Origin of the sequence: Bacillus cereus group sp. BfR-BA-01382, assembly GCF_022663475.1 — a bacterium.
GTDB classification, from domain to species: Bacteria; Bacillota; Bacilli; order Bacillales; family Bacillaceae_G; genus Bacillus_A; species Bacillus_A thuringiensis_S.
The window spans coordinates 56,001-77,137 of the sequence record NZ_JAKUFQ010000003.1 but is presented as its reverse complement, the minus strand read 5'-3'; the positions used below and the strand labels follow the sequence as shown (position 1 = coordinate 77,137).

The following is a 21,137-nucleotide window of genomic DNA, read 5'->3' as shown; positions in this document are numbered from 1 at the left end:
CTCCCCTCTTATCTGCCAGAAAGTTTTACTTTCTGCTGGAATTAGCACCGTGCCTTTGGGCGTAATAAACGCCCCATTTCACAATGGTATTACGGTCGGTTGCTGGGCTTCATCGGGCCAAATCCCTCCACCTGCTCTTGATAAGAGTTGTATAATTTTTTGAATTTTTAACTTTATGTTGAAGACTATACCAAGAATAAAAATCACTTGTCAACATTTTATTTGTATAATTCTGGACGACGATCCGCAAAAACTGGAATTCCTTTACGTACTTCTTTAATTTTCTCGAATACAAGCTCTCCAAATAAAATTGATTCTTCTTCATTTGCTTCTACAACAACCTCGCCCCAAGGATCGACAATTAAAGAATGACCGGCAAACTCATTATTCGGATCCTTTCCTGCCCTATTACAGGCAACAACATAACATTGATTTTCAACTGCTCTTGCTTGCAATAGCAAACGCCAATGTGCTAAACGAACTAATGGCCATTCTGCTACAACAAATAAAACTTTTGAACCTTTTGCAGTATGAACGCGCATCCACTCTGGAAAACGAATGTCATAACAAATTGTGCCGGCGCACTCTACATCATCTAACTTAAATTCACCTGTACTATTTCCAGCGATTAAATATTTATGTTCATCCATAAGCTGAAATAAATGCACTTTACTATATTCATTGACTAGTTCTCCTTCCTTGTTTACCACATACATTGTATTTGTAACACCTTGCTCTGTTTGCTTCGCTATGGAACCACCAACAATATGTACACCATATTGTTTCGACCATTCTTTCAACTTTTCTTTCGTTTCCAATCCATCCCTATCTGCAATTTCAGAAAGTCTTGCTAAATCATATCCTGTTGTCCATAATTCTGGTAAGACAATAACATCCGGTCTCTCCTTCATCGCTTCGCTTATTTTATTTTTAGCATTCTCAATATTTTTTTCTACATCTCCAAAAACAATATCCATTTGAATACATGCGACTTTCATTTTTTCAGCCCCATTCTTATTTTTCTCTTTACAAAATACTGGAAAGATTATATCATTTGTCACTAGAATTGTAACAACTTTCAAAAGAGGTGGAAAGTATGAAATTATTTCAACCTTCTGAGATAGTAACATCATTGCCAACACAATTTTTCGCTTCACTTGTTGCAAAAGTTAACAAATTCGTTGCAGCTGGTCACGATGTTATTAATCTAGGTCAAGGTAATCCAGATCAACCAACACCGCAGCATATCGTAAAAGCTTTACAAGATGCTGCAGAAAAGACCATTCATCATAAATATCCGCCATTTCGCGGACATGAAAGTTTAAAAGAAGCCGTGGCAACATTCTATCAACGTGAATATGATGTAGTAGTAAATCCGAAAACTGAAGTTGCTATATTGTTTGGTGGAAAGGCTGGATTAGTAGAATTACCAGTTTGTTTTACAAACCCTGGTGATTCGATTCTCGTTCCAGATCCAGGCTATCCAGATTATTTATCAGGAGTTGCTTTAGCAAAAGCACAATTTGAAACAATGCCGCTTATTGCAGAAAATAACTTTTTACCAGATTACACAAAAATTAATAACTCTATTGCCGAGCGTGCAAAATTAATGTTTTTAAACTATCCAAATAATCCTACAGGTGCTACTGCATCAAAAGATTTTTTTGATGCAACTATTCATTTTGCTAATAAACATAATATATTAGTGGTTCATGATTTTGCTTACGGTGCGATTGGATTCGATGGTCAAAAACCTGTTAGTTTCTTGCAAGCAGACGGTGCTAAAAATACAGGTATTGAAATTTACACTCTATCGAAAACTTTCAATATGGCTGGATGGCGTATTGCTTTTGCAGTAGGGAATGAAAGTGTCATTGAAACCATTAACTTATTACAAGATCATATGTATGTTAGTATTTTTGGTGCAGTTCAAGATGCTGCCCGCGAAGCACTATTAAGTTCACAGTCTTGCGTAATAGACCTTGTAAATAGTTACGAATCTCGACGAAACGCTCTTATTTCGGCTTGTCAATCAATTGGTTGGAATGTAGACATTCCAACAGGGTCATTCTTTGCATGGCTTCCTGTTCCAAAAGGATATACCTCTGAGCAATTTGCTGATATTTTACTAGAAAAAGCACATGTTGCAGTTGCTCCTGGTGTTGGATTTGGTGAACATGGCGAAGGGTATATCCGTGTTGGTCTCTTGCATACAGAAGATAGATTACGGGAAGCCATTAATCGAATTGATAAATTAAATTTTTTCAAAAAGTAATTGACAACATGAAAAATATCTGACAAAATTCAGTTATCTTAAAAATTTAAACATTTCTAAATACTTCTTATCAAGAGCAGGTGGAGGGACGAGCCCGACGAAACCCGGCAACCGATCTACAATTGTAGACACGGTGCTAATTCTCGCAGCATTACGCTGACAGATAAGGAGCTGGTTGTAAAAAAACCTCTCCTTAGCTGAGAGGTTTTTTTATTTAACTAGGAGGTTATAACAATGAGCGGAATTATAGCGACGTATTTAATCCATGATGATTCACATAACTTAGAAAAAAAGGCTGAGCAAATTGCACTTGGTTTAACAATTGGCTCTTGGACTCATTTGCCACAATTATTGCAAGAACAATTAAAGCAACATAAAGGCAACGTCATTCATATTGTGGAATTAGCTGAACATGAACATACAAATTCGTATTTACGTAAAAAAGTAAAACGCGGAATTATTAAAATCGAATATCCGTTATTAAACTTCAGTCCAGATTTACCAGCAATTTTAACGACTACATTTGGAAAGCTATCCCTTGATGGCGAAGTAAAATTAATTGACTTAACTTTTTCAGACGAGTTAAAAAAACATTTTCCTGGGCCAAAATTCGGGATAGATGGTATTCGAAATCTTTTACAAGTGCATGATCGTCCCCTTTTAATGAGTATTTTTAAAGGAATGATTGGACGAAATATTGGGTATTTAAAAACGCAATTACGCGATCAAGCAATTGGTGGTGTAGATATAGTAAAAGATGATGAAATATTATTTGAAAATGCATTAACACCACTTACGAAACGCATTGTATCTGGAAAAGAAGTTTTACAATCCGTATATGAAACATACGGACATAAAACGTTATATGCCGTAAATTTAACAGGACGAACTTTTGATTTAAAAGAAAATGCGAAACGTGCAGTGCAAGCTGGAGCTGATATTCTATTATTTAACGTATTTGCTTACGGACTAGATGTACTACAATCACTTGCAGAAGATGATGAAATCCCAGTTCCTATTATGGCACACCCTGCTGTAAGTGGTGCTTATTCAGCATCTAAGTTATATGGAATTTCATCTCCATTATTACTCGGAAAGCTACTACGCTATGCTGGGGCTGACTTTTCATTATTCCCATCTCCATACGGAAGTGTTGCGCTAGAAAAAGAGGAAGCTCTTGCTATCTCAAAATATTTAACTGAAGACGATGCATTTTTCAAGAAGAGCTTTTCTGTTCCATCTGCTGGTATTCACCCTGGTTTCGTTCCCTTTATTGTACGAGATTTCGGTAAAGATGTTGTTATTAATGCTGGCGGCGGGATACATGGACATCCAAATGGAGCGCAAGGCGGTGGTAAAGCATTCCGTACTGCAATTGAGGCTACTTTGCAAAATAAACCACTCCATGAAGTAGATGACATAAATTTGCATAGTGCACTACAAATATGGGGAAATCCCTCTCATGAGGTGAAATTATGAGTATTCAAGTATTTTGTGATTTCGATGGCACGATTACAAATAATGATAACATTATGTCCATTATGGAAAAATTCGCACCACCAGAAGCTGAAGAAGTAAAGAATAGAATTTTATCACAAGAGCTATCTATTCAAGAAGGTGTTTCTCAATTATTTCGATTAATACCTACTCATCTGCACGATGAAATTATTCAATTTTTAATAGAAACTGCTGAACTTCGTAATGGTTTTCATGAATTTATACAATTTGTAAATGAAAATAACATTTCTTTTTACGTTATATCAGGTGGAATGGATTTCTTCGTCTATCCACTCTTACAAGGACTCATTCCAAAAGAGCAAATTTACTGTAATGAAACAGATTTTTCAAATGAATACATTACGGTGAATTGGCCTCATCCTTGTGATCATCATTGTCAAAATCATTGCGGATTATGTAAATCATCTCTCATCCGTAAATTGAGTGATACGAATGACTTCCATATTGTGATTGGAGATTCAATTACTGATTTACAAGCTGCGAAACAAGCAGATAAAGTATTTGCTCGTGACTTCCTTATTACAAAGTGTGCAGAGAATTATATTGCTTATACACCGTTTGAAACATTCCATGATATTCAAAATGAATTAAAACATTTGTTGGAGGTGAAATCATGAAACAACTTTTTCGTCAATGGTATGACTTAAGCGAGATAAAAAAAGAATTAACAACTCGAAATTGGTTCCCAGCAACAAGTGGTAATATTTCTATAAAAGTTAGTCATGAGCCACTTACTTTTCTCATTACAGCAAGCGGTAAAGATAAAACAAAAACCACTCCAGATGATTTTCTATTAGTAGATCATGTAGGAGTTCCTGTTTTAGAGACTGAATTACGCCCTTCAGCAGAAACAATATTGCATACACATATTTATAACAATACGAATGCCGGGTGCGTACTTCATGTTCATACAACTGATAATAATGTCATCACAAATTTATATAGTGATGCAGTTACCCTTCAAAATCAAGAAATTATTAAAGCTCTCGATATTTGGGAAGAAGGTGCAACAATTCACATTCCTATTATCGAAAACCATGCCCATATCCCAACGCTTGGAGAAAACTTCCGAAAGCATATAAAAGGTGATTCAGGAGCAGTATTAATCCGTAACCACGGTATTACCGTATGGGGCCGAGATAGCTTTGATGCAAAGAAAAGATTAGAAGCTTATGAGTTTTTATTCCAATTTCATATAAAACTATTATCAATTCAAGGAGGCGTTTCTAATGGCGCAAATTCGTATTCATGAAGTAAATACTCGCATTGAAAATGAAGTGGAAGTATCTAAATTTCTACAAGAGGAAGGCGTTTTATATGAGAAATGGAACATTTCTAAACTTCCTACTCATTTAAATGAAAATTATTCGTTAACAGATGAAAACAAAGCTGAAATATTAGCTGTTTTTTCAAAAGAAATCGCTGATGTTTCAGCAAGTCGAGGTTATAAAGCACATGATGTAATTTCACTTTCAAATAGCACACCTAACCTTGACGAATTATTAATTAATTTCCAAAAAGAACATCATCATACAGATGACGAAGTTCGCTTTATCGTCAGTGGTCATGGCATTTTCGCTATTGAAGGCAAAGATGGGAAATTCTTTGATGTTGAACTTGAGCCAGGCGATCTCATATCTGTTCCTGAAAATGCAAGACATTATTTTACCTTGCAAGATGATCGTCAAGTTGTAGCTATTCGTATTTTTGTGACAACTGAAGGCTGGGTTCCAATCTATTAAGGTAGTTAGTTGAATAAAAGGACTTGGACCCCCTTTTCCAAACTTTTATTCACTCTACATATATACATCCTCCTATGGAACAGGCTTATTTCATTTTTGAAATAAGCCTGATTTTTTATTTACTCAAAAGTACCACTTCATCACAAATTTAACACCTTGATTTTTCAAGTATATTTTTTGAACATTTTTTGAATATTTATTGAATTTTTTCTGAAAATTCTGTTTTGTATATGATATACTACAATTAATTAAGAAGGAAAATAATATCGCAAACAGAGGGGGATAATCATGAGCTTACTTATCGCACTTATACTTGGGGTTACATGTGGAGCATTTCCAGTTATTTTAGGAGCTATTATGGAAGAGTTAGAAATTGGTGTTTTAGGATTTGTCGCATCTTGTGTAAGCGCTTTATTGTTTGGTTTATTCGGCGCTATTCCTGTTTCAATTCTGTGTGCTTTTTATATAATACGCCATGCTCGTACAAAACAATTGGGTCCTAATCACATCGCACAAATTATCCCATTCCCGGTTGAACGATGCCGCCGCGCTTCTAACTTATAATTATAAAAATTAAAGATGACTAAATAAATAAAAGTCCTCAAATGAGGACTTTTATTTATTTTCTTCTAGAAATTGAAACAATTCTTGTAGATGTAGGGCATCTTCACCATAGCTAACAGATACATGAAATATACCGTCAATCTCAGCTTGCATATAAAGATCCACTCCATCACGATCATATTTCAATGCCAAATAAAACTCCATTTCTTCTAACATCTTTTTAGAGGTTCGAATTACATAATGCCCCTTCTCATCTCTTCCATATTCAAAGTCTGGTTCAAAATCATATTTTTGTTTAAAAGCTTCTTTTTGTTTTTCATTAATTTGCATACAAGTAGCTCGCTGTACAGTATCAATCATCTCATCAAACTTTTGAAGGTCCACCTCGTTTACCCCCTTATATATTTTTTATATAATACTTGTGTTCCACTATTTTCTTCGCCATCCTTAATTAACTCTTCATACAATTCTTTCGCCAAACTTAAGCCTGGGACTGGTAATTGTAATTTTTCTGCTTCCTCTAAAGCAATCTTCATATCTTTCATAAAATGCTTTACATAAAATCCTGGCTCAAAGTCTCCTTTTAACATTCGAGGAGCTAAATTACTTAATGACCAACTACCTGCTGCCCCTGTTGAAATACTCTCTAACACTTTATCTGGATTCAATCCAGCCTTCTTCGCGTAAGCAACAGCCTCACATACTCCAATCATATTGGAAGCAATCGCAATTTGATTGCACATTTTTGTATGTTGTCCACTCCCAGCTGGTCCTTGTAATTGAATGTTTGTTCCTAACTTTTCAAGTAAAGGTAAGCATCTATCATATATTTCTTTCTCTCCACCTACCATAATTGCGAGTTTTGCTTCTTTCGCACCAACATCTCCTCCTGAGACAGGTGCATCTAACGTATATATATTTTTGCTTTTTGCAACTTCATTAATACGTTTTGCTAAAGTAGGTGTAGATGTCGTAAAGTCAATTGCTATCGTACCTTCTTTTGCATGTTCTATAATTCCTTCTATACCAAAATACACTTCTTCTACATCATGTGGATATCCAACCATTGTCATTACAATATCAACTTGCTTCACTAACTCTTTTGGCGTATCACACCATTGTGCACCATCTTGCACTAAAGAATCTGTTTTTGCTTTCGTTCTATTATATACATATACTTTATGACCATCTTGCATTAAGTGATAAACCATACTTTTTCCCATTACGCCAATACCAATGAAACCTATTGATAAAGTTTTATGTTCCATTTTCTCATCCCCTTTGTTCTAATAAATCATTTACCATCTTTCGGAACTCTTTATTAAAGTCATCATCCATACTATTTTTTACATTTGAAAATAACATAACAAAAATTCCTTTTTCTTTATTAAAATTATTGAAAGTGTTCCAACCAGATAATACACCATGATTATGAAAATAATCTGCATATATATAAAAACTAAATGCATATTTCCGTTCTGCTGAAGGTGAAAACATTGCTTGTATACTTTGTTCAGAAAGAAGTTTTCCATTTATAATTGCTTCGTCTAACTTCTTCATATCTCCAACTGTCGTATACATCTCACCACAACCATATAGCCAATCCATGCCTAACTTCTGCGCTGGTACAAGCTCTTGATTTTTTTTCACATAACCCTTTGTAAAATTTTTATCGCCAGGTACCATATTTCCCATACCGGATTCATGCATATCTGCTTTTACAAATATGTTTTCTTTTATGTAATCTCCTAAAGGTTTTTTCGAGATATGTTCTATTATATAAGCAAGAACCATATAATTATAATCTGTATATCTCCAACCTGTTCCTGCAGGAAATTCTAAATTTTGACGTCCGATCCAATTAATTAACTGTAAACGGGAAGCAGCATTAACATTGCCTTTTGCGTGTTCAGGTAAACCAGAGGTATGGGTTAACAAATGATATAGTGTAATATTTTTATTCTCCGGAAATGAAGGAATATATTTATTTACATTATCTTGAATATTCAATTTACCTTGTTCTTGCAACTGTAAAATAGATGTGGCAACAACTGTTTTCGTAATAGAACCGATACGATATTTTGTTTGAGGCGTATTTTCTATTTTATTTTGAACATCAGCATACCCATATCCTTTATTCAATATAACATGCTCTTTATCTGTTACCAAAACTGTTCCATTAAATTGCTTTCCGACTAAATATTGATCTAATTTTTGAGATATGCTAGCATAATCAATTTGTTGCTCTTCTTTTCCTTCTATATTCCCTTGCACTTCTGGTTCAATAGTAGGATTCACCTTAGTTGTTAATACTGTGTTTTCCTTTATATTGGGGCTAACAAGAAAATAGTATACTCCGCCGCCAACTATAGCAGACAGTGAAGCCATTATCATTACTTTTTTTATCATGTCGATCCTCCATAATTCCTTCGCTAAAAATTGTCCCCCTATTCTATTATCAAACAATAAAAAAAAATCGCAACAATTTGTTGCGAAAAATTACATTTTTTCTTTTCTGTACACACATACTTGATTCTTTCCATTTTTTTTCGCTTCATATAAAGCAATGTCCGCTCGTTGCATTAATTCTTCTCTTGTAGTTCCTTGTTCATATAACGCAACTCCAAAGCTAGCTGTTAGCTTCGAAATTCCAGTGAATTGCTTTGTTTCAATGAAGAATCGTAATGACTCCGCAACTTGAAATGCTTCCTTTTCTACTGTATTTGTCACTAATATAATGAATTCTTCTCCTCCCCATCTTGCAAATACGTGTTGCTGCTCCACTTTAGATTTCATAAGCTCTGCAAGTTGTATTAATGCCAAATCACCAAAATCATGACCATATGTGTCATTAACTGTTTTAAAATTATCTATATCAAATAAAATGATTGCTATTTTCTCATCACTACGTATTACCTTTTCCCACTCTACCTCTAGTATTTGTTGAAACTTTAAACGATTATAAATCTCTGTCAATGAATCTACCATAGCAAGTCTTTCTTGTTCTTGATAGATTTCATCTAATTCTGTAATTTCCGTACATTTTACAATAAATCTTGATAAATCTTCTGGCAATGGTGTCGCACGTAATAGAAAAGTAGATAATTCCCCTTCATAATTTGACATCTTAATTCTTCTACCACTTGATAAAGTATCGTCTAGCCATGTTATATCATGCGTCGTCGAGTAGTATCCATTTTCTCTAATAAAATGTTCAGCAAATACTAAATGTTGCTCACGATAGGCAAACAAATTTTCATATCCGAAAAAAGTTAAAAAATTTGTATTACAATCAACAATTTCATCATCTTCTACTATAAATAATAAATCATTTTGAAAATCAAACATCGTTTGAAGCAGTTCCTGTTGCAAACTAACTTGCCTTACTAAAGAAAGTTGATACAAACTCTTATTCACTTCTTCTAATACTGCTTGTGGAGTTACAGGGGCTATTACAATATTACGTATTCCTAATGCAAGTACATCTGTAAATTCTTTTGTTATTTGTTGATCCCAAATGACAATGAATGTACTTTGCGGGGTATACATATTCTTTATATATTTGATTTGAGAATAATCTGTTACATACATAATAATAATGTGCGGTTTCGTTCTTTGAAATAATAGTTCGCCCTCTTCAAAATTATTTGCTATAAACATACATTTTGGATGGATATTTTCTATCGTTTGTTGATGCTTACATCCATTTTCTATATAAAGGACATTTAACTGCAAATCTTGTAACACATTTTGGAAAACCGTATTCTCTAATAAAAAATGTAGTATGTTCATCACTAGTCTTCACTCACTTCATATATCTTGTTCTACTGAATTCCTCACAAACATTTTTAAAAGACTGTTCTCTAATAAACTTTAATTTGCGAGAGATACATATTAACAAGCTAATTGAGAATGTTATCTTCCCTTTTCACTCTATAAATTCCTTTTTTAGTGTATGATTATAGGAATTATATCGTTTGTATGAATGCCCTAGCTTATTTCTTAAAACTTGACAATTAAAATAAAGATATTATATTCTTAAATTCGACAACTTACAAAATGTAAGTAATATACATTGCGTTTTCTTGATAATTTTACATACAATTTGGAGGATATATAATGACAAACGACAACTTTTTTAACGTTTTATATGAACGCACATCTACACGTGCATTCAACCCAAATAAAGAAATCTCATCTACAGAATTGCATGAGATTTTAAAAGCCGCAGCACAAGCACCTTCCGCTTGGAACTTACAACACTGGAAATTCCTTGTTTTTCAAGGTGAAGATGTACAAAAACGATTACACCCAATAGCTTATAACCAACAACAAATTCTTGATGCTTCTGCAGTAGTCGCTATTTTAGGTGATTTAGAAGCTTATAAAAATGTTGAGCCAGTATATGGTCCAATTGTAGAACAAGGATTTATGAAAGAAGAAGCAAAAGAACGCTTAGCTAAAAATATTGAATCTGCATATGCTCGTGAACAATTCCCGAGAGATGCTGCCTTTTCAAATGCATCTTTAGCAGCAATGCAACTTATGCTTGCAGCTAAAGCAACTGGTTGGGATACTTGTGCTATTGGTGGCTTCAATCCACAAGCACTGACAGACGAATTTAACGTTTCATCTCGTTACGTTCCAATTATGCTTATTACAATTGGTGAATCAACTTTAAAAGGTCACCCTGCACCACGTATGAGCGTAGAGCAAGTGAGTGAGTGGGCAAAATAATAAAAAACGAAGGTAACTACATTACCTTCGTTTTTTATTTCCTGTCATACTTTTGTAATATTACTACAAATCATTCGACATTTATACTTATAGAAAAGTATATTCTATTCCTTTATCATAAATAAACGTGACGTTTTGTGTCGAATTTTGTTAAGGTATTGAAATATACCCGTGTGTTTTTATTACAATTGTGATACAATGATAACAAATAGATAACAAGAGAGGGATTTTCATTGAGTTCATACGGAAGCTTGATCGCAATTTTATGTTACATAGTAACTGTACTGCTTCTATATTTTATTGGTGATGCCGCAAACATCTCCATTTTACAATTCCCAAAAGAAGAAGCATTTCAATTAGAATCAGAAAAACATACTGCACGATCCATCGTACCACTACTCCTAGCTCTTCCTGTATATATCGTCGTTTTATATAAAAGTAAAAAAGTGTAAAGGCTACCCATTTCGTTTATTTTGGTGGTTTTTACATTTTTTTGTTATATTACCCCTATTTTAAACATCATTCCATACTAAACACCCAGCTAGTCATTTAAAATGAGAAAATCCCCTAGAAAAAATTCCACTCTCTGTCCAGTCACTAACTACCGAACTTACATAGATTATAAGTGTGAAGGGGGTGATGAGGATTATGTTTGGATCATTTGGATGCTGTGATAACTTTAGAGACTGTCATCATCGTGAAAGAGAGTGCGACCATCGTGACCATCGCGAGAAAGAGAGAGAGGTAAAACCACAACAACCAGCTGTATGTAACGTACTTGCTAGCATTTCAGTTGGAACAGAGCTTTCTCTTTTAAGCATTAAAGGTATCGGATCTTTCAACGATGTAATTTTTGAAGGTTTCGCTAACGGTGTTGCTCTTTTCTCCGCTTTAGCTCGTAACAATAATGATAAAGATAATAAAGACGACAACAAAGATGATAAGAACCGTCAACGTAATACTTTTAATGGTATTTTACGTGTATGCCCAACTGATATCGTTGCTATCGCTATCTAGTTCTGTGTCTTATCCTCTATAGTAAGAAAACAAGATTTACTTTTCTCATAGAAAAAACCTGAGACCGATTTCAAATCGACTCAGGTTTTTTTATTAATTATATGCTTTTAACTAGTTCAACAACTTCTTCAGCAGTTGACATCAATAATGCTTTTTCTGCTAATGTTTCCATTTCTGCTTTTGACAACTTGCTTAGTTGTGTTCTTGCAGGAAGAATAGATGTTGCACTCATACTGAACTCATCTAAACCTAATCCTAATAATAATGGGATAGCAAGTGAATCTCCCGCCATCTCACCACACATGCCAGCCCATTTGCCTTCTTTATGAGCAGCATCGATAACCATTTTTACAAGACGTAAAATAGATGGGTTATATGGTTGGTATAAGTATGATACTTGTTCGTTCATACGGTCTGCAGCCATTGTGTATTGGATTAAATCATTCGTTCCGATAGAGAAGAAATCAACTTCTTTCGCGAATTGATCTGCTAATACTGCTGAAGCTGGGATTTCAACCATCATACCAACTTCAATAGAATCAGAAACAGTTGTACCCGCTTCTACAAGTTTCGCTTTCTCTTCTAATAAAATCGCTTTCGCTTGACGGAACTCATCAAGAGTTGCAATCATTGGGAACATAATTTTTAAGTTGCCGTATACGCTAGCACGAAGTAATGCACGAAGTTGTGTACGGAACACATCTTGCTCATCAAGACATAAGCGAATTGCACGGTATCCTAAGAATGGGTTCATTTCTTTTGGTAAATGTAAGTATGGAAGCTCTTTATCTCCACCGATGTCAAGTGTACGAACAACGACTGGTTGACCTTCTTTTACACCTTCAAGAACTGCTTTATACGCTTCGAACTGCTCTTCTTCTGTTGGAAGATTGTCACGGCCCATGTATAAGAATTCTGTACGGTATAAACCAACGCCTTCTCCACCATTATCGATAATACCTTGTACATCATTTGGTGTTCCGATATTTGCAACAAGCTCAACGTGATGTCCATCACTTGTTACAGTAGCTTGGTCTTTTAATTTTGCCCATTCAGTTTTTTGCTCTTCAAATTTCGCTTTCTTTTCTTCAAACGAACGAAGAGTTTCTTCTGATGGGTTTACAATTACTTCTCCATCTAAACCGTCAATGATAACGATATCGCCGTTTTGGATTTTCTCCATAACAACTTTTGTACCAACAACAGCTGGAATTTCCATAGAACGAGCCATAATTGCAGAGTGAGATGTACGTCCACCGATATCAGTAGTGAAACCTTTTGCATACTTACGGTTTAACTGAGCTGTATCAGATGGTGTTAAATCTTCAGCAATGATGATTACCTCTTCAGAAATTGTACCAGGATTTGAGAAGTTAATTCCTAGTAAATGTGCAAGAACGCGTTTTGTTACGTCACGAATGTCTGCAGCACGTTCTTTCATATATTCGTTATCCATGTTTTCAAACATAGAAATAAACATTGATGCAACTTCATCCATTGCAAATTCAGCATTTACTTTTTCGCTATTCACTTTATCTTTTACTGGGTTTACTAGTTCTGGATCATTTAACACTAATAAATGTGCTTCAAAGATCGCAGCTTTGTCAGCACCTAGCTCAGCAAATGCGTGGTCTTTAATAGCTTCTAATTCAGTTTTTGCTTTCTCAAGCGCAGCGTCTAAGCGTGCAATTTCTGCAGCTTCGTTTGTAATTGATTTCTTTTCGATGTTAAATTCAGGATTTTCAAGTCTGAAAGCCTTTGCAATAGCAATCCCACTTGATGCAGCGATCCCTTGAATGTTAAGAGTCATTATTCTCCTAATCCTTCGTTTTTCATAGTTTCTTCGATAGCTGCTAGTGCTTGAGCTGCATCATCACCATTTGCAGTGATTTTAATTTCTGCGTTTTGTTGAATACCTAAAGACATTACGCCCATGATTGATTTTAAGTTAACGTTCTTTCCGTTATACTCTAAGTTAATGTCAGAACCGAATTTGCTTGCAGTGTTTACAAGTAGAGTTGCTGGACGAGCATGAATTCCTGAGTCGCTAGTTACTTTAAAGATTTTTTCCATGATAATTTATCTCCTTTAAATTACAGTATTTTTTTAGTTGTATAGACGTGAGTACTACATCATCTATTGTATATAATAGGCGATGTTCGGTCAACCACATCGCCTATTATAATTATAAACATTTTGCGTCAAATTCCTACTGAATGTCAATAATAGCGGTTTCGCCCTTCTTAACATTTCCATCTTTTTTCAATTCGACTTGTTGCCCTTGTTGTAAGTTTGTAAAGACAATTGGTGTAATGATAGATGGTGCATTTTCTTTTACAAATGCAAGATCTACTTTTAATAATGGTTGGCCTTGTTTCACCTTGTCGCCTTGTGCTACAAGCGCTTCAAAACCTTCACCATTTAATTTTACAGTATCAATACCGAAGTGGATCAAAATTTCTTTTCCGCCTTCAGATTGAATACCAATCGCATGTTTTGTAGGGAATACATTAACGATCTCACCGTTAACTGGAGAAACTACTGTTCCTTCAGTTGGCTCAATTGCAAATCCATCTCCCATCATTTTTCCTGAGAATACTTGGTCAGGTACTTCTGTAATTGGTAATATTTTCCCTTCAATTGGTGATACAATTGTTTCATTTTCATCAACTTTTTGAGGAGTTTCTTCCACTTTTACAGGTTCTTCTTTTTCAACATGAGGTGTACGACCTGACATAATATCATGAATTTGTGATTTTAACGTGTCAGATTTCGGTCCGAAAATAGCTTGAATGTTATTTCCAACTTCAAGTACACCAGCTGCTCCAAGTTCTTTTAAGCGGTCTTTGTTTACATTCTTTTGTTCGTTAACTTGAACACGTAAACGAGTAATACAAGCATCTAAAGAAGCAATGTTTTCTTTACCACCAAGTGCTACTAATACTTCACGAGGAAGTTCGCCTGCTTCTGCTTTTCCTGCACCGTCATTCGCATTTGCCTCTTCACGACCAGGTGTTTTTAGATTCCATTTACGGATTGCAAAGCGGAATCCGAAGTAGTAAATAACTGCTAGTACAAGACCAACAATAATTACCCACCACCATGCTGTACGGCCTGGTAATACACCGAATAATAGGAAGTCAATTAAACCACCAGAGAATGTCATACCAATTTTAACACCTAAAATTTGCATTGTCATAAATGATAGACCAGCAAATACAGCATGAATTCCGAATAATACTGGCGCTACGAATAAGAATGAAAATTCAAGTGGCTCTGTAATACCTGTTAAGAAAGATGTTAATGCTGCAGAACCTAAAATACCTGCTGCTAATTTTTTATTTTCTGGACGTGCTTCATGATACATTGCTAAAGCTGCTGCTGGAAGACCGAACATCATGAACGGATACTTACCAGTTGTAAATGTACCTGCCGTTAATTCTACACCGTCTTTTAACTGTGCCATAAAGATTTTTTGGTCACCACGGATTAATTCGCCAGCTGCATTTGTATACTGACCGAATTCGAACCAGAACGGTGAATAAAAAATGTGGTGTAGTCCAAATGGAATTAATGAACGTTCAATTAAACCGAATATAAATGCTGCGATTGTTCTATTCGCATCAATCATTTGATGTGAGAACGTGTTTAAGCCACCTTGAATGTATGGCCAAACGAAGCACATGATAATACCTACTATTAAAGAGAATGTTGCAGTTGCGATCGGTACGAAACGCTTACCTGCAAAGAAACCTAAGTATGATGGTAATTCAATGTTGAAGTATTTATTATAGCAATATGCCGCTACTATACCGACGATAATACCACCAAATACCCCTGTTTGTAGCGTCGGAATACCTAATACGTTTGCATACGCTGGATCTGCAAATCCAATTTTTACTGGGTCTGCTCCAGAACTTGTTACTTTCACTAGCTTATCTACTTCTAAGAACACACTCATCGTTTTGTTCATAATTAAGTAGCCGACGAATGCTGCTAAACCAGCTACTCCGTCTCCACCAGCTAAACCAATTGCTACCCCAACTGCGAATAATAATGCAAGGTTAGCGAAAATAATATCACCAGATTGTTCCATAATTTTTGCAACCATTACGAACCAATCTGCTTTTAAAGCAGGAATAACATTTGTTAACTGTGGATTTTGAAATGCATTACCAAATCCAAGTAAAATACCTGCCGCCGGTAAAATCGCTACTGGAAGCATTAACGCTTTTCCGACTTTTTGAAGAACACCAAAGATCTTCTTAAACATGGAAACCCTTCCTCTCTTATCTATATTGATACCTTCCGACAAACGCCAAAAAGACATGAGGAAAAAAAGATAGAACGATAGCTATACAAAGGGTAGTATATCCCTTTCTCTAGCTTACATTCCTTACTTTTCTCCACTCATGCCTGATCGAATCAGTAACACGTGTCAAAAATAGGTTTACGTATAAGTTCACTATAATTAAGGCAAACGTTTTCGTTACTCTCCTTAATCTGTTTGTCGAAATTTGTATAACTTTGCAATAGTTATTATACATAACTATTGTAAGCGATTCAATCATTTTTTTTAACGTTTTCATTTTAGACAAAAATATATGACTTTTTACACATGCTCTGCCTTTACTAAGCGTTGCAAGTGCATCGTTAAATAAATACTTTCAGCTTCATATACAGGTAGTTGCAACTCTTTTTGCATGACCTTAACTAGCTTCCAAGCCACGTTATAGCAAACTGGATACTCCGCCTTTAATAAATCAGCAAAACTTTGCGATTCCTCTACTTTTTCTCCTTTTTTCACCCTCTCAATAGCATATTGAAGATGACGAATAAGGCGTAAATAATGAATGCTCTCTTGATCTAATGTAATTTGTAAGTTTGTCTCAATTAAAGATACAAGTTGTGCAATGAGACGGGAGTTTTGATTAACTGAAGATAAATCAGAATTTGTAAGCGAACTGTAAATGTGAAGTGCAATAAAACCAATTTCTCCTTCTGGCAATGTAATTTGCAAACGAGAATTTAAAAGTTCTACAACACCTTCAGCAATTTCATATTCCTCTGGATAGAGCATTTTTGTTTCAACTAAAAAAGGATTATCAATTGTAAGTCCTTGTTTTAACCTTTTAATTGCAAATGAAATATGATCTGTTAACGCAATATGAATATGTTCATTTAGTGGAGATTTTGCTTTTTCTTGAATGTACAGCATAATATCGTTCATCAATTCAATTAATTTTTCACTAACATGCGGCACTAATAATTTATATTGTTCACGATCACGTTCATTTTTTAAGACAAACATTTTTTCGATTTGTTCTTGCTCCAATACATCTTTCGCTTTTTTCCCAAATCCAATTCCTTTACCAATCACTACTACTTCCTCGTGTTCAGGATGGCTAGCAATGATGACATTATTATTTAAAACTTTTTTAATTTCTAGATAATTATTCATATAACACCACCCTCGTACTTAAATAGCCTACTTTTATGTTACAGAATATTCTTCTTTGTCGTCAATGTAAAACATCTGCCATTTAATAAAAATTCATTTTTTAGACATGTTTATATATGATGCGTATAATGTAAGAGCAACTGTACATAGAAAGGAGATAACAACATGATTAAAATGTTTGTAAGTGATATCGATGGTACAATGATGCAACACGGAGGTCTTATTGATGAGCAAGATGTTGCGGCACTACGCAGCCTCGCCGAGCAAAATGTTATTCTTTGCTTCGCTTCCGGAAGACTTGATAATGAAATTGCAGACTTAATGAAAGCTGTAAATACAAATTTTCATCGTATTAGTGTAAATGGTGTTTTTGTATATACACATGAAAATAAACAACTATTATCTGCAACTTTTGATTCCAGCATACTTCCCGATTTGTTAGCTATGACGAATGAAAATCCTTATTTCCGTTATGTAAGTGATGAGCATAATTATTACATTGAAGAGAAAACACCTTTTATTCAAGAACTTGAACAACAAGTAACAATGACTTCTGTTGAAGAACCAAACTTACTACAGAAGATTGATGATACAATTTTCCCAAATAAAATTTCTGTCGGTGGAACAAAGGAGAGCTTACAACTCCTTCAGAAAAAAATTGATGAAAAATTCCACGGGAAAGTTAGTACTTTCATCTCAGCAGAACAATGTTTAGATGTAATGCCACCGAATGTTAGTAAAGGCTCTGCCATTTCTGTTTTATTAAATGAGTTTCAAATAAAACCTGAGGAAATTGCTTGTATAGGGGATTCTTACAATGATATTCCTATGTTTTCTTTAACTCCTCACAGTTTTGCTATGTCGCAAGCCGATGATGCAGTGAAAAAACACGCTCACTATGTAGTAAATCACGTCAAAGATGCTGTTAACCACGTAATTGCTCATAATAAAAATACGACTCATTCCTTATAAGGATGAGTCGTATTTTTATTTCTTTACATGTTATCCATTTTCATTTCCACTGTACTTCACAAACTGAAATATACTATTTGTTACGTGCAATATTCGTAATAAATTTATAACGATCTCCACGATAAATACATTTCACGTACTCTAGCGGTATCTCACCTTCTGAATATGACCATTGACGCATTACAAGTACAGGCGCCTTTTTAGGAATATGCAGATGTTCAGCTTCATTTTCCGTTGCAACAGAAGCTTCAATTGACTGAGTAGCGCTAACAAGTTTAAAGCCCAGTTTTTTCTCTAAATGTTCATATAAAGATTGTTGCAATATCTCTTCGTTAATATCTTTTACAAGAGCTGGCGACAAATATGTCGTCTCAAAAGCAATCGGTTCATCATCAGCTAAGCGAATACGCCTCACTTCATAAACCGATTCCCCCTCCTGTATTCTCAACCGGTCTGCTATTTTAGCAGTAGCTGGAACTAGGCGGAAACTAAGTAATTGACTACTTGGGTTCATCCCACGAGAAATCATGTCTTCTGTGAATCCCGTCATTCCTTGCAATTTTTGTTCCACTTTCGGAAGTTGGACAAATGTTCCAATTCCACGCTTCCGATATAAATAGCCTTGTTCCACTAAATTATTAATCGCCTGTCTGATTGTCATACGACTCACTTCGAACTTATCACAAAGTTCATTCTCAGATGGGATTTTATCTCCCGGCTTCCATTCGCCGTCCTCAATTAGCTGTTTCACCCACTCTTGAATCTGATAATAGATCGGAAATGGTGAATACTTGTCGATGTTCATCAGCAATCGCCTCACTGCATAAAGATAGAGCTTCTTGATCTGCGATTACGGTTACATTCGGATGACGTTGTAAAACTGTAGCCGGACACTCTTCACTATATTCACCTTGCAATAATTCTTTAACAGCTTCTGCCTTTTTAGCACCCATAGCTACAAGTAGAACTTGTTTCGCTTTCATAATGCTTCCAATTCCCATTGTAATCGCATGAGTTGGCACATCTTCTTCTTTTTCGAAGAAGCGAAGGTTTGCTTGGCGTGTAGATTCTGTTAATTCAACAATGTTCGTTGGAGAATTAAACGGTGTTCCTGGCTCGTTAAATCCGATGTGACCGTTTTCACCGATTCCAAGAATCTGTAGGTCAACTGGGTTAGCAGCTAGAATGCCCTCGTAACGTTTGCATTCTTCCTCTAAATCACTTGCCATCCCGTTTGGTACATAAGTTTGTTTAAATGGAAGATGATCAAACAACTGTTCTTGCATGAAATAGTGATAGCTGTTTTTATCTTCATGTGGTAAATTTACGTACTCATCTAAGTTTACAGTGGTTACACGGCTTGTATCAAGTTTATTTTTTCGCATTTCTGCATAAATACCTAATGGAGAGCTTCCTGTAGCCATTCCTAATGTTGGATTTTCTTTTGTTTTTACAACTTCTTCAATTAATTTATAACCTACTTCTGCTAGTTCTTCTGGAGTTTTTACAACAAGAATATTCATTTAATTACTTCCCTTCCTTCATATGAATTCCTAAACGAACCGTATCATATACATGTAAATCTTCATTCATCACAACAAAGTCTGCATCTTTTCCTACCGCTAATGCACCTTTATTATTTAATCCAAACTCTTCTGCTTGGTTAACTGATGTCATCAGTACTGCATCTTCGATTGAACAACCTGTAAATTCAATTACATTTCGGAAAGCTTGATCCATTTTTAGAATACTACCAGCTAACGTTCCATCTTCTAATCGAGCACTACCATCTTTTACATGTACTGGCTGTCCGCCAAGCTCATATAATCCATCTTCAAGACCTTTTGCGCGCATTGCGTCAGTAATAACACTTACTTTTTTCGGTCCTTTTAACTTATATGCTAATTTCACCATATCAGGGTGAATATGAATACCATCTGTAATTACTTCAACCATTACATCTGGATTTAATAACACATGACCAACAACTCCTGGCTCACGGTGATGTAATCCACGCATTTGATTGTATAAATGTGTCGCATGTGTAATCTTTCTATTTTTTAGTTGCGCATCAATTGCATCTGTATGCCCCATTGTGCCAACTACACCAGTTTCAGTAAGATATTGTTCAAACTCTAATGCTCCCTCTTCTTCTGGTGCATATGTTACTAATTTAATTAAATTCCCACTTGCTTCTTGCCATTGTTTAAATTGCTCAATATTTGCAGGAACGATATGTTCAAGTGGTTGTGCACCTGCACGTTTCTTTGAAACATAAGGTCCTTCTAAGTGAATATATTCGAAATGTGCTCCTTTTTCTTTTGCTTCTTTCGCAGCAGTTAGCGCTGCTTCAATTGCCTCTGGAGCTTGTGTCATTGTTGTTGGGAAGTAAGTTGTAACCCCTTCTTTTAACATTTCTTTACCTAGAGTTACTAACCCATCGCTATTTGCATCCATCGCATCAATATCGTATCCACCATGAATATGAACATCGATCATACCTGGAATTACAATCTTCCCTGTAGCATCAAAAACAGTTTCATTTTCTTGTGGTACATATTGAGCCATCAAACCAATTTCTTTAATGGTTTCTGCGTAACGAATAAATCCGTTTTCCACTATTTCTTGACCTGTGTAAATTTTGGCATTGATGACAATTTGCGTTTTCATTTTCATCGATCCTTTCCCATGAAATACCTACTTGTTATTATTACCTTATTCGCCTAGTTCCATCTTAATATATGCACGAGTAGTTGTCTATACATTCTAATGAAATTTCCTTTTTATTCAACAAAAAAGGAAATTTCTTACGTCCATTATAATTATAATATATAGTATTCATTTTTCCAAA

Annotated in this window: 22 protein-coding genes and 2 riboswitches; of the genes, 10 read left to right on the top strand and 12 right to left on the bottom strand. The window is 35.1% G+C overall.

Going from position 1 to position 21,137, the window contains the following annotated elements; genetic code table 11:
* Positions 1 to 5: 5 nt before the first annotated feature.
* Positions 6 to 147: riboswitch (SAM riboswitch) on the bottom strand.
* A gap of 71 nt (positions 148 to 218) precedes the next feature.
* Positions 219 to 1,082 carry a carbon-nitrogen family hydrolase gene (locus tag MR160_RS02405; protein ID WP_002162505.1) on the bottom strand — a complete coding sequence of 288 codons (864 nt, stop codon included), beginning with the start codon at positions 1,080 to 1,082 and terminating at the stop codon, positions 219 to 221.
* Between the two features lie 14 nt (positions 1,083 to 1,096).
* Here MR160_RS02405 and MR160_RS02400 point away from each other — a divergent pair, with 14 nt between their 5' ends.
* The 6 genes from MR160_RS02400 to MR160_RS02375 all read left to right on the top strand — a co-directional run bounded on the left by MR160_RS02400 (position 1,097) and on the right by MR160_RS02375 (position 6,099).
* Positions 1,097 to 2,275, top strand: coding sequence for a pyridoxal phosphate-dependent aminotransferase (locus tag MR160_RS02400; RefSeq protein ID WP_000765506.1), 1,179 nt, complete (start codon positions 1,097 to 1,099; stop codon positions 2,273 to 2,275).
* Positions 2,276 to 2,339: 64 nt separating this feature from the next.
* Positions 2,340 to 2,445: riboswitch (SAM riboswitch) on the top strand.
* A gap of 64 nt (positions 2,446 to 2,509) precedes the next feature.
* Complete coding sequence (gene mtnW / locus MR160_RS02395) at positions 2,510 to 3,754, top strand: 2,3-diketo-5-methylthiopentyl-1-phosphate enolase (RefSeq protein ID WP_000014207.1); 1,245 nt, start codon at positions 2,510 to 2,512, stop codon at positions 3,752 to 3,754.
* Positions 3,751 to 4,410, top strand: coding sequence for a 2-hydroxy-3-keto-5-methylthiopentenyl-1-phosphate phosphatase (mtnX, locus tag MR160_RS02390; RefSeq protein WP_000027488.1), 660 nt, complete (start codon positions 3,751 to 3,753; stop codon positions 4,408 to 4,410). The genes mtnW and mtnX overlap by 4 nt, the downstream gene beginning before the upstream one ends.
* The gene (locus tag MR160_RS02385) at positions 4,407 to 5,045 is read left to right on the top strand and encodes a methylthioribulose 1-phosphate dehydratase (RefSeq protein ID WP_000811340.1); all 639 of its coding nucleotides are present in this window, start codon (positions 4,407 to 4,409) and stop codon (positions 5,043 to 5,045) included. Before mtnX ends, MR160_RS02385 begins: the two co-directional genes overlap by 4 nt.
* Entirely contained in the window at positions 5,023 to 5,535 is a 513-nt protein-coding gene (locus MR160_RS02380) for a 1,2-dihydroxy-3-keto-5-methylthiopentene dioxygenase (protein WP_000057322.1), read from the top strand. The genes MR160_RS02385 and MR160_RS02380 overlap by 23 nt, the downstream gene beginning before the upstream one ends.
* 288 nt (positions 5,536 to 5,823) lie before the next feature.
* Complete coding sequence (locus tag MR160_RS02375; RefSeq protein ID WP_000054662.1) at positions 5,824 to 6,099, top strand: hypothetical protein; 276 nt, start codon at positions 5,824 to 5,826, stop codon at positions 6,097 to 6,099.
* 51 nt (positions 6,100 to 6,150) lie between these two features.
* Here the strand turns inward: MR160_RS02375 and MR160_RS02370 are convergent, their stop codons facing one another.
* The 4 genes from MR160_RS02370 to MR160_RS02355 all read right to left on the bottom strand — a co-directional run bounded on the left by MR160_RS02370 (position 6,151) and on the right by MR160_RS02355 (position 9,891).
* Positions 6,151 to 6,483 carry a DUF3909 family protein gene (locus MR160_RS02370; protein WP_000365617.1) on the bottom strand — a complete coding sequence of 111 codons (333 nt, stop codon included), beginning with the start codon at positions 6,481 to 6,483 and terminating at the stop codon, positions 6,151 to 6,153.
* A gap of 5 nt (positions 6,484 to 6,488) precedes the next feature.
* Positions 6,489 to 7,367: an NAD(P)-dependent oxidoreductase gene (locus tag MR160_RS02365; RefSeq protein ID WP_000400437.1), complete on the bottom strand. Its 879-nt coding sequence runs from the start codon at positions 7,365 to 7,367 to the stop codon at positions 6,489 to 6,491.
* Between the two features lie 4 nt (positions 7,368 to 7,371).
* Entirely contained in the window at positions 7,372 to 8,508 is a 1,137-nt protein-coding gene (locus MR160_RS02360) for a serine hydrolase domain-containing protein (RefSeq protein WP_000592893.1), read from the bottom strand.
* 90 nt (positions 8,509 to 8,598) lie between these two features.
* The gene (locus MR160_RS02355) at positions 8,599 to 9,891 is read right to left on the bottom strand and encodes a GGDEF domain-containing protein (RefSeq protein WP_001023181.1); all 1,293 of its coding nucleotides are present in this window, start codon (positions 9,889 to 9,891) and stop codon (positions 8,599 to 8,601) included.
* 327 nt (positions 9,892 to 10,218) lie between these two features.
* On the opposite strand from MR160_RS02355, the gene MR160_RS02350 reads away from it, so the two are divergent.
* From MR160_RS02350 to MR160_RS02340, 3 genes are all read left to right on the top strand, one after another.
* Complete coding sequence (locus MR160_RS02350) at positions 10,219 to 10,836, top strand: nitroreductase family protein (RefSeq protein WP_000180387.1); 618 nt, start codon at positions 10,219 to 10,221, stop codon at positions 10,834 to 10,836.
* 233 nt (positions 10,837 to 11,069) lie between these two features.
* Entirely contained in the window at positions 11,070 to 11,288 is a 219-nt protein-coding gene (locus tag MR160_RS02345; RefSeq protein ID WP_242297049.1) for a hypothetical protein, read from the top strand.
* 196 nt (positions 11,289 to 11,484) lie between these two features.
* Positions 11,485 to 11,853, top strand: a complete 369-nt coding sequence (locus tag MR160_RS02340) for a DUF3915 domain-containing protein (protein WP_000468031.1) — start codon at positions 11,485 to 11,487, stop codon at positions 11,851 to 11,853.
* A gap of 97 nt (positions 11,854 to 11,950) precedes the next feature.
* Here MR160_RS02340 and ptsP read toward each other — a convergent pair whose 3' ends face one another.
* The 4 genes from ptsP to glcT all read right to left on the bottom strand — a co-directional run bounded on the left by ptsP (position 11,951) and on the right by glcT (position 17,314).
* Positions 11,951 to 13,663, bottom strand: coding sequence for a phosphoenolpyruvate--protein phosphotransferase (gene ptsP, locus MR160_RS02335; protein WP_000174215.1), 1,713 nt, complete (start codon positions 13,661 to 13,663; stop codon positions 11,951 to 11,953).
* A complete protein-coding gene (gene ptsH, locus MR160_RS02330; RefSeq protein WP_000411080.1) occupies positions 13,663 to 13,926 on the bottom strand; it encodes a phosphocarrier protein HPr in 264 nt (87 codons plus the stop codon). The genes ptsP and ptsH overlap by 1 nt, the downstream gene beginning before the upstream one ends.
* A 136-nt stretch (positions 13,927 to 14,062) precedes the next feature.
* Complete coding sequence (gene ptsG, locus MR160_RS02325; protein ID WP_000473176.1) at positions 14,063 to 16,126, bottom strand: PTS glucose transporter subunit IIABC; 2,064 nt, start codon at positions 16,124 to 16,126, stop codon at positions 14,063 to 14,065.
* Between the two features lie 339 nt (positions 16,127 to 16,465).
* Positions 16,466 to 17,314, bottom strand: a complete 849-nt coding sequence (gene glcT / locus MR160_RS02320) for a glucose PTS transporter transcription antiterminator GlcT (protein ID WP_001067323.1) — start codon at positions 17,312 to 17,314, stop codon at positions 16,466 to 16,468.
* 165 nt (positions 17,315 to 17,479) lie between these two features.
* Here glcT and MR160_RS02315 point away from each other — a divergent pair, with 165 nt between their 5' ends.
* On the top strand, positions 17,480 to 18,286 hold the full coding sequence (locus MR160_RS02315) for a Cof-type HAD-IIB family hydrolase (protein ID WP_000594250.1): 807 nt from the start codon (positions 17,480 to 17,482) through the stop codon (positions 18,284 to 18,286).
* A gap of 73 nt (positions 18,287 to 18,359) precedes the next feature.
* Here the strand turns inward: MR160_RS02315 and MR160_RS02310 are convergent, their stop codons facing one another.
* From MR160_RS02310 to nagA, 3 genes are read right to left on the bottom strand one after another with little or no spacing between them, the layout of a single operon-like run.
* Positions 18,360 to 19,091, bottom strand: coding sequence for a GntR family transcriptional regulator (locus MR160_RS02310; protein WP_014894892.1), 732 nt, complete (start codon positions 19,089 to 19,091; stop codon positions 18,360 to 18,362).
* Positions 19,021 to 19,809: a glucosamine-6-phosphate deaminase gene (gene nagB, locus MR160_RS02300; RefSeq protein ID WP_001024215.1), complete on the bottom strand. Its 789-nt coding sequence runs from the start codon at positions 19,807 to 19,809 to the stop codon at positions 19,021 to 19,023. The genes MR160_RS02310 and nagB overlap by 71 nt, the downstream gene beginning before the upstream one ends.
* 4 nt (positions 19,810 to 19,813) lie before the next feature.
* Positions 19,814 to 20,956 carry an N-acetylglucosamine-6-phosphate deacetylase gene (nagA, locus tag MR160_RS02295; protein WP_002082222.1) on the bottom strand — a complete coding sequence of 381 codons (1,143 nt, stop codon included), beginning with the start codon at positions 20,954 to 20,956 and terminating at the stop codon, positions 19,814 to 19,816.
* Positions 20,957 to 21,137: the final 181 nt, after the last annotated feature.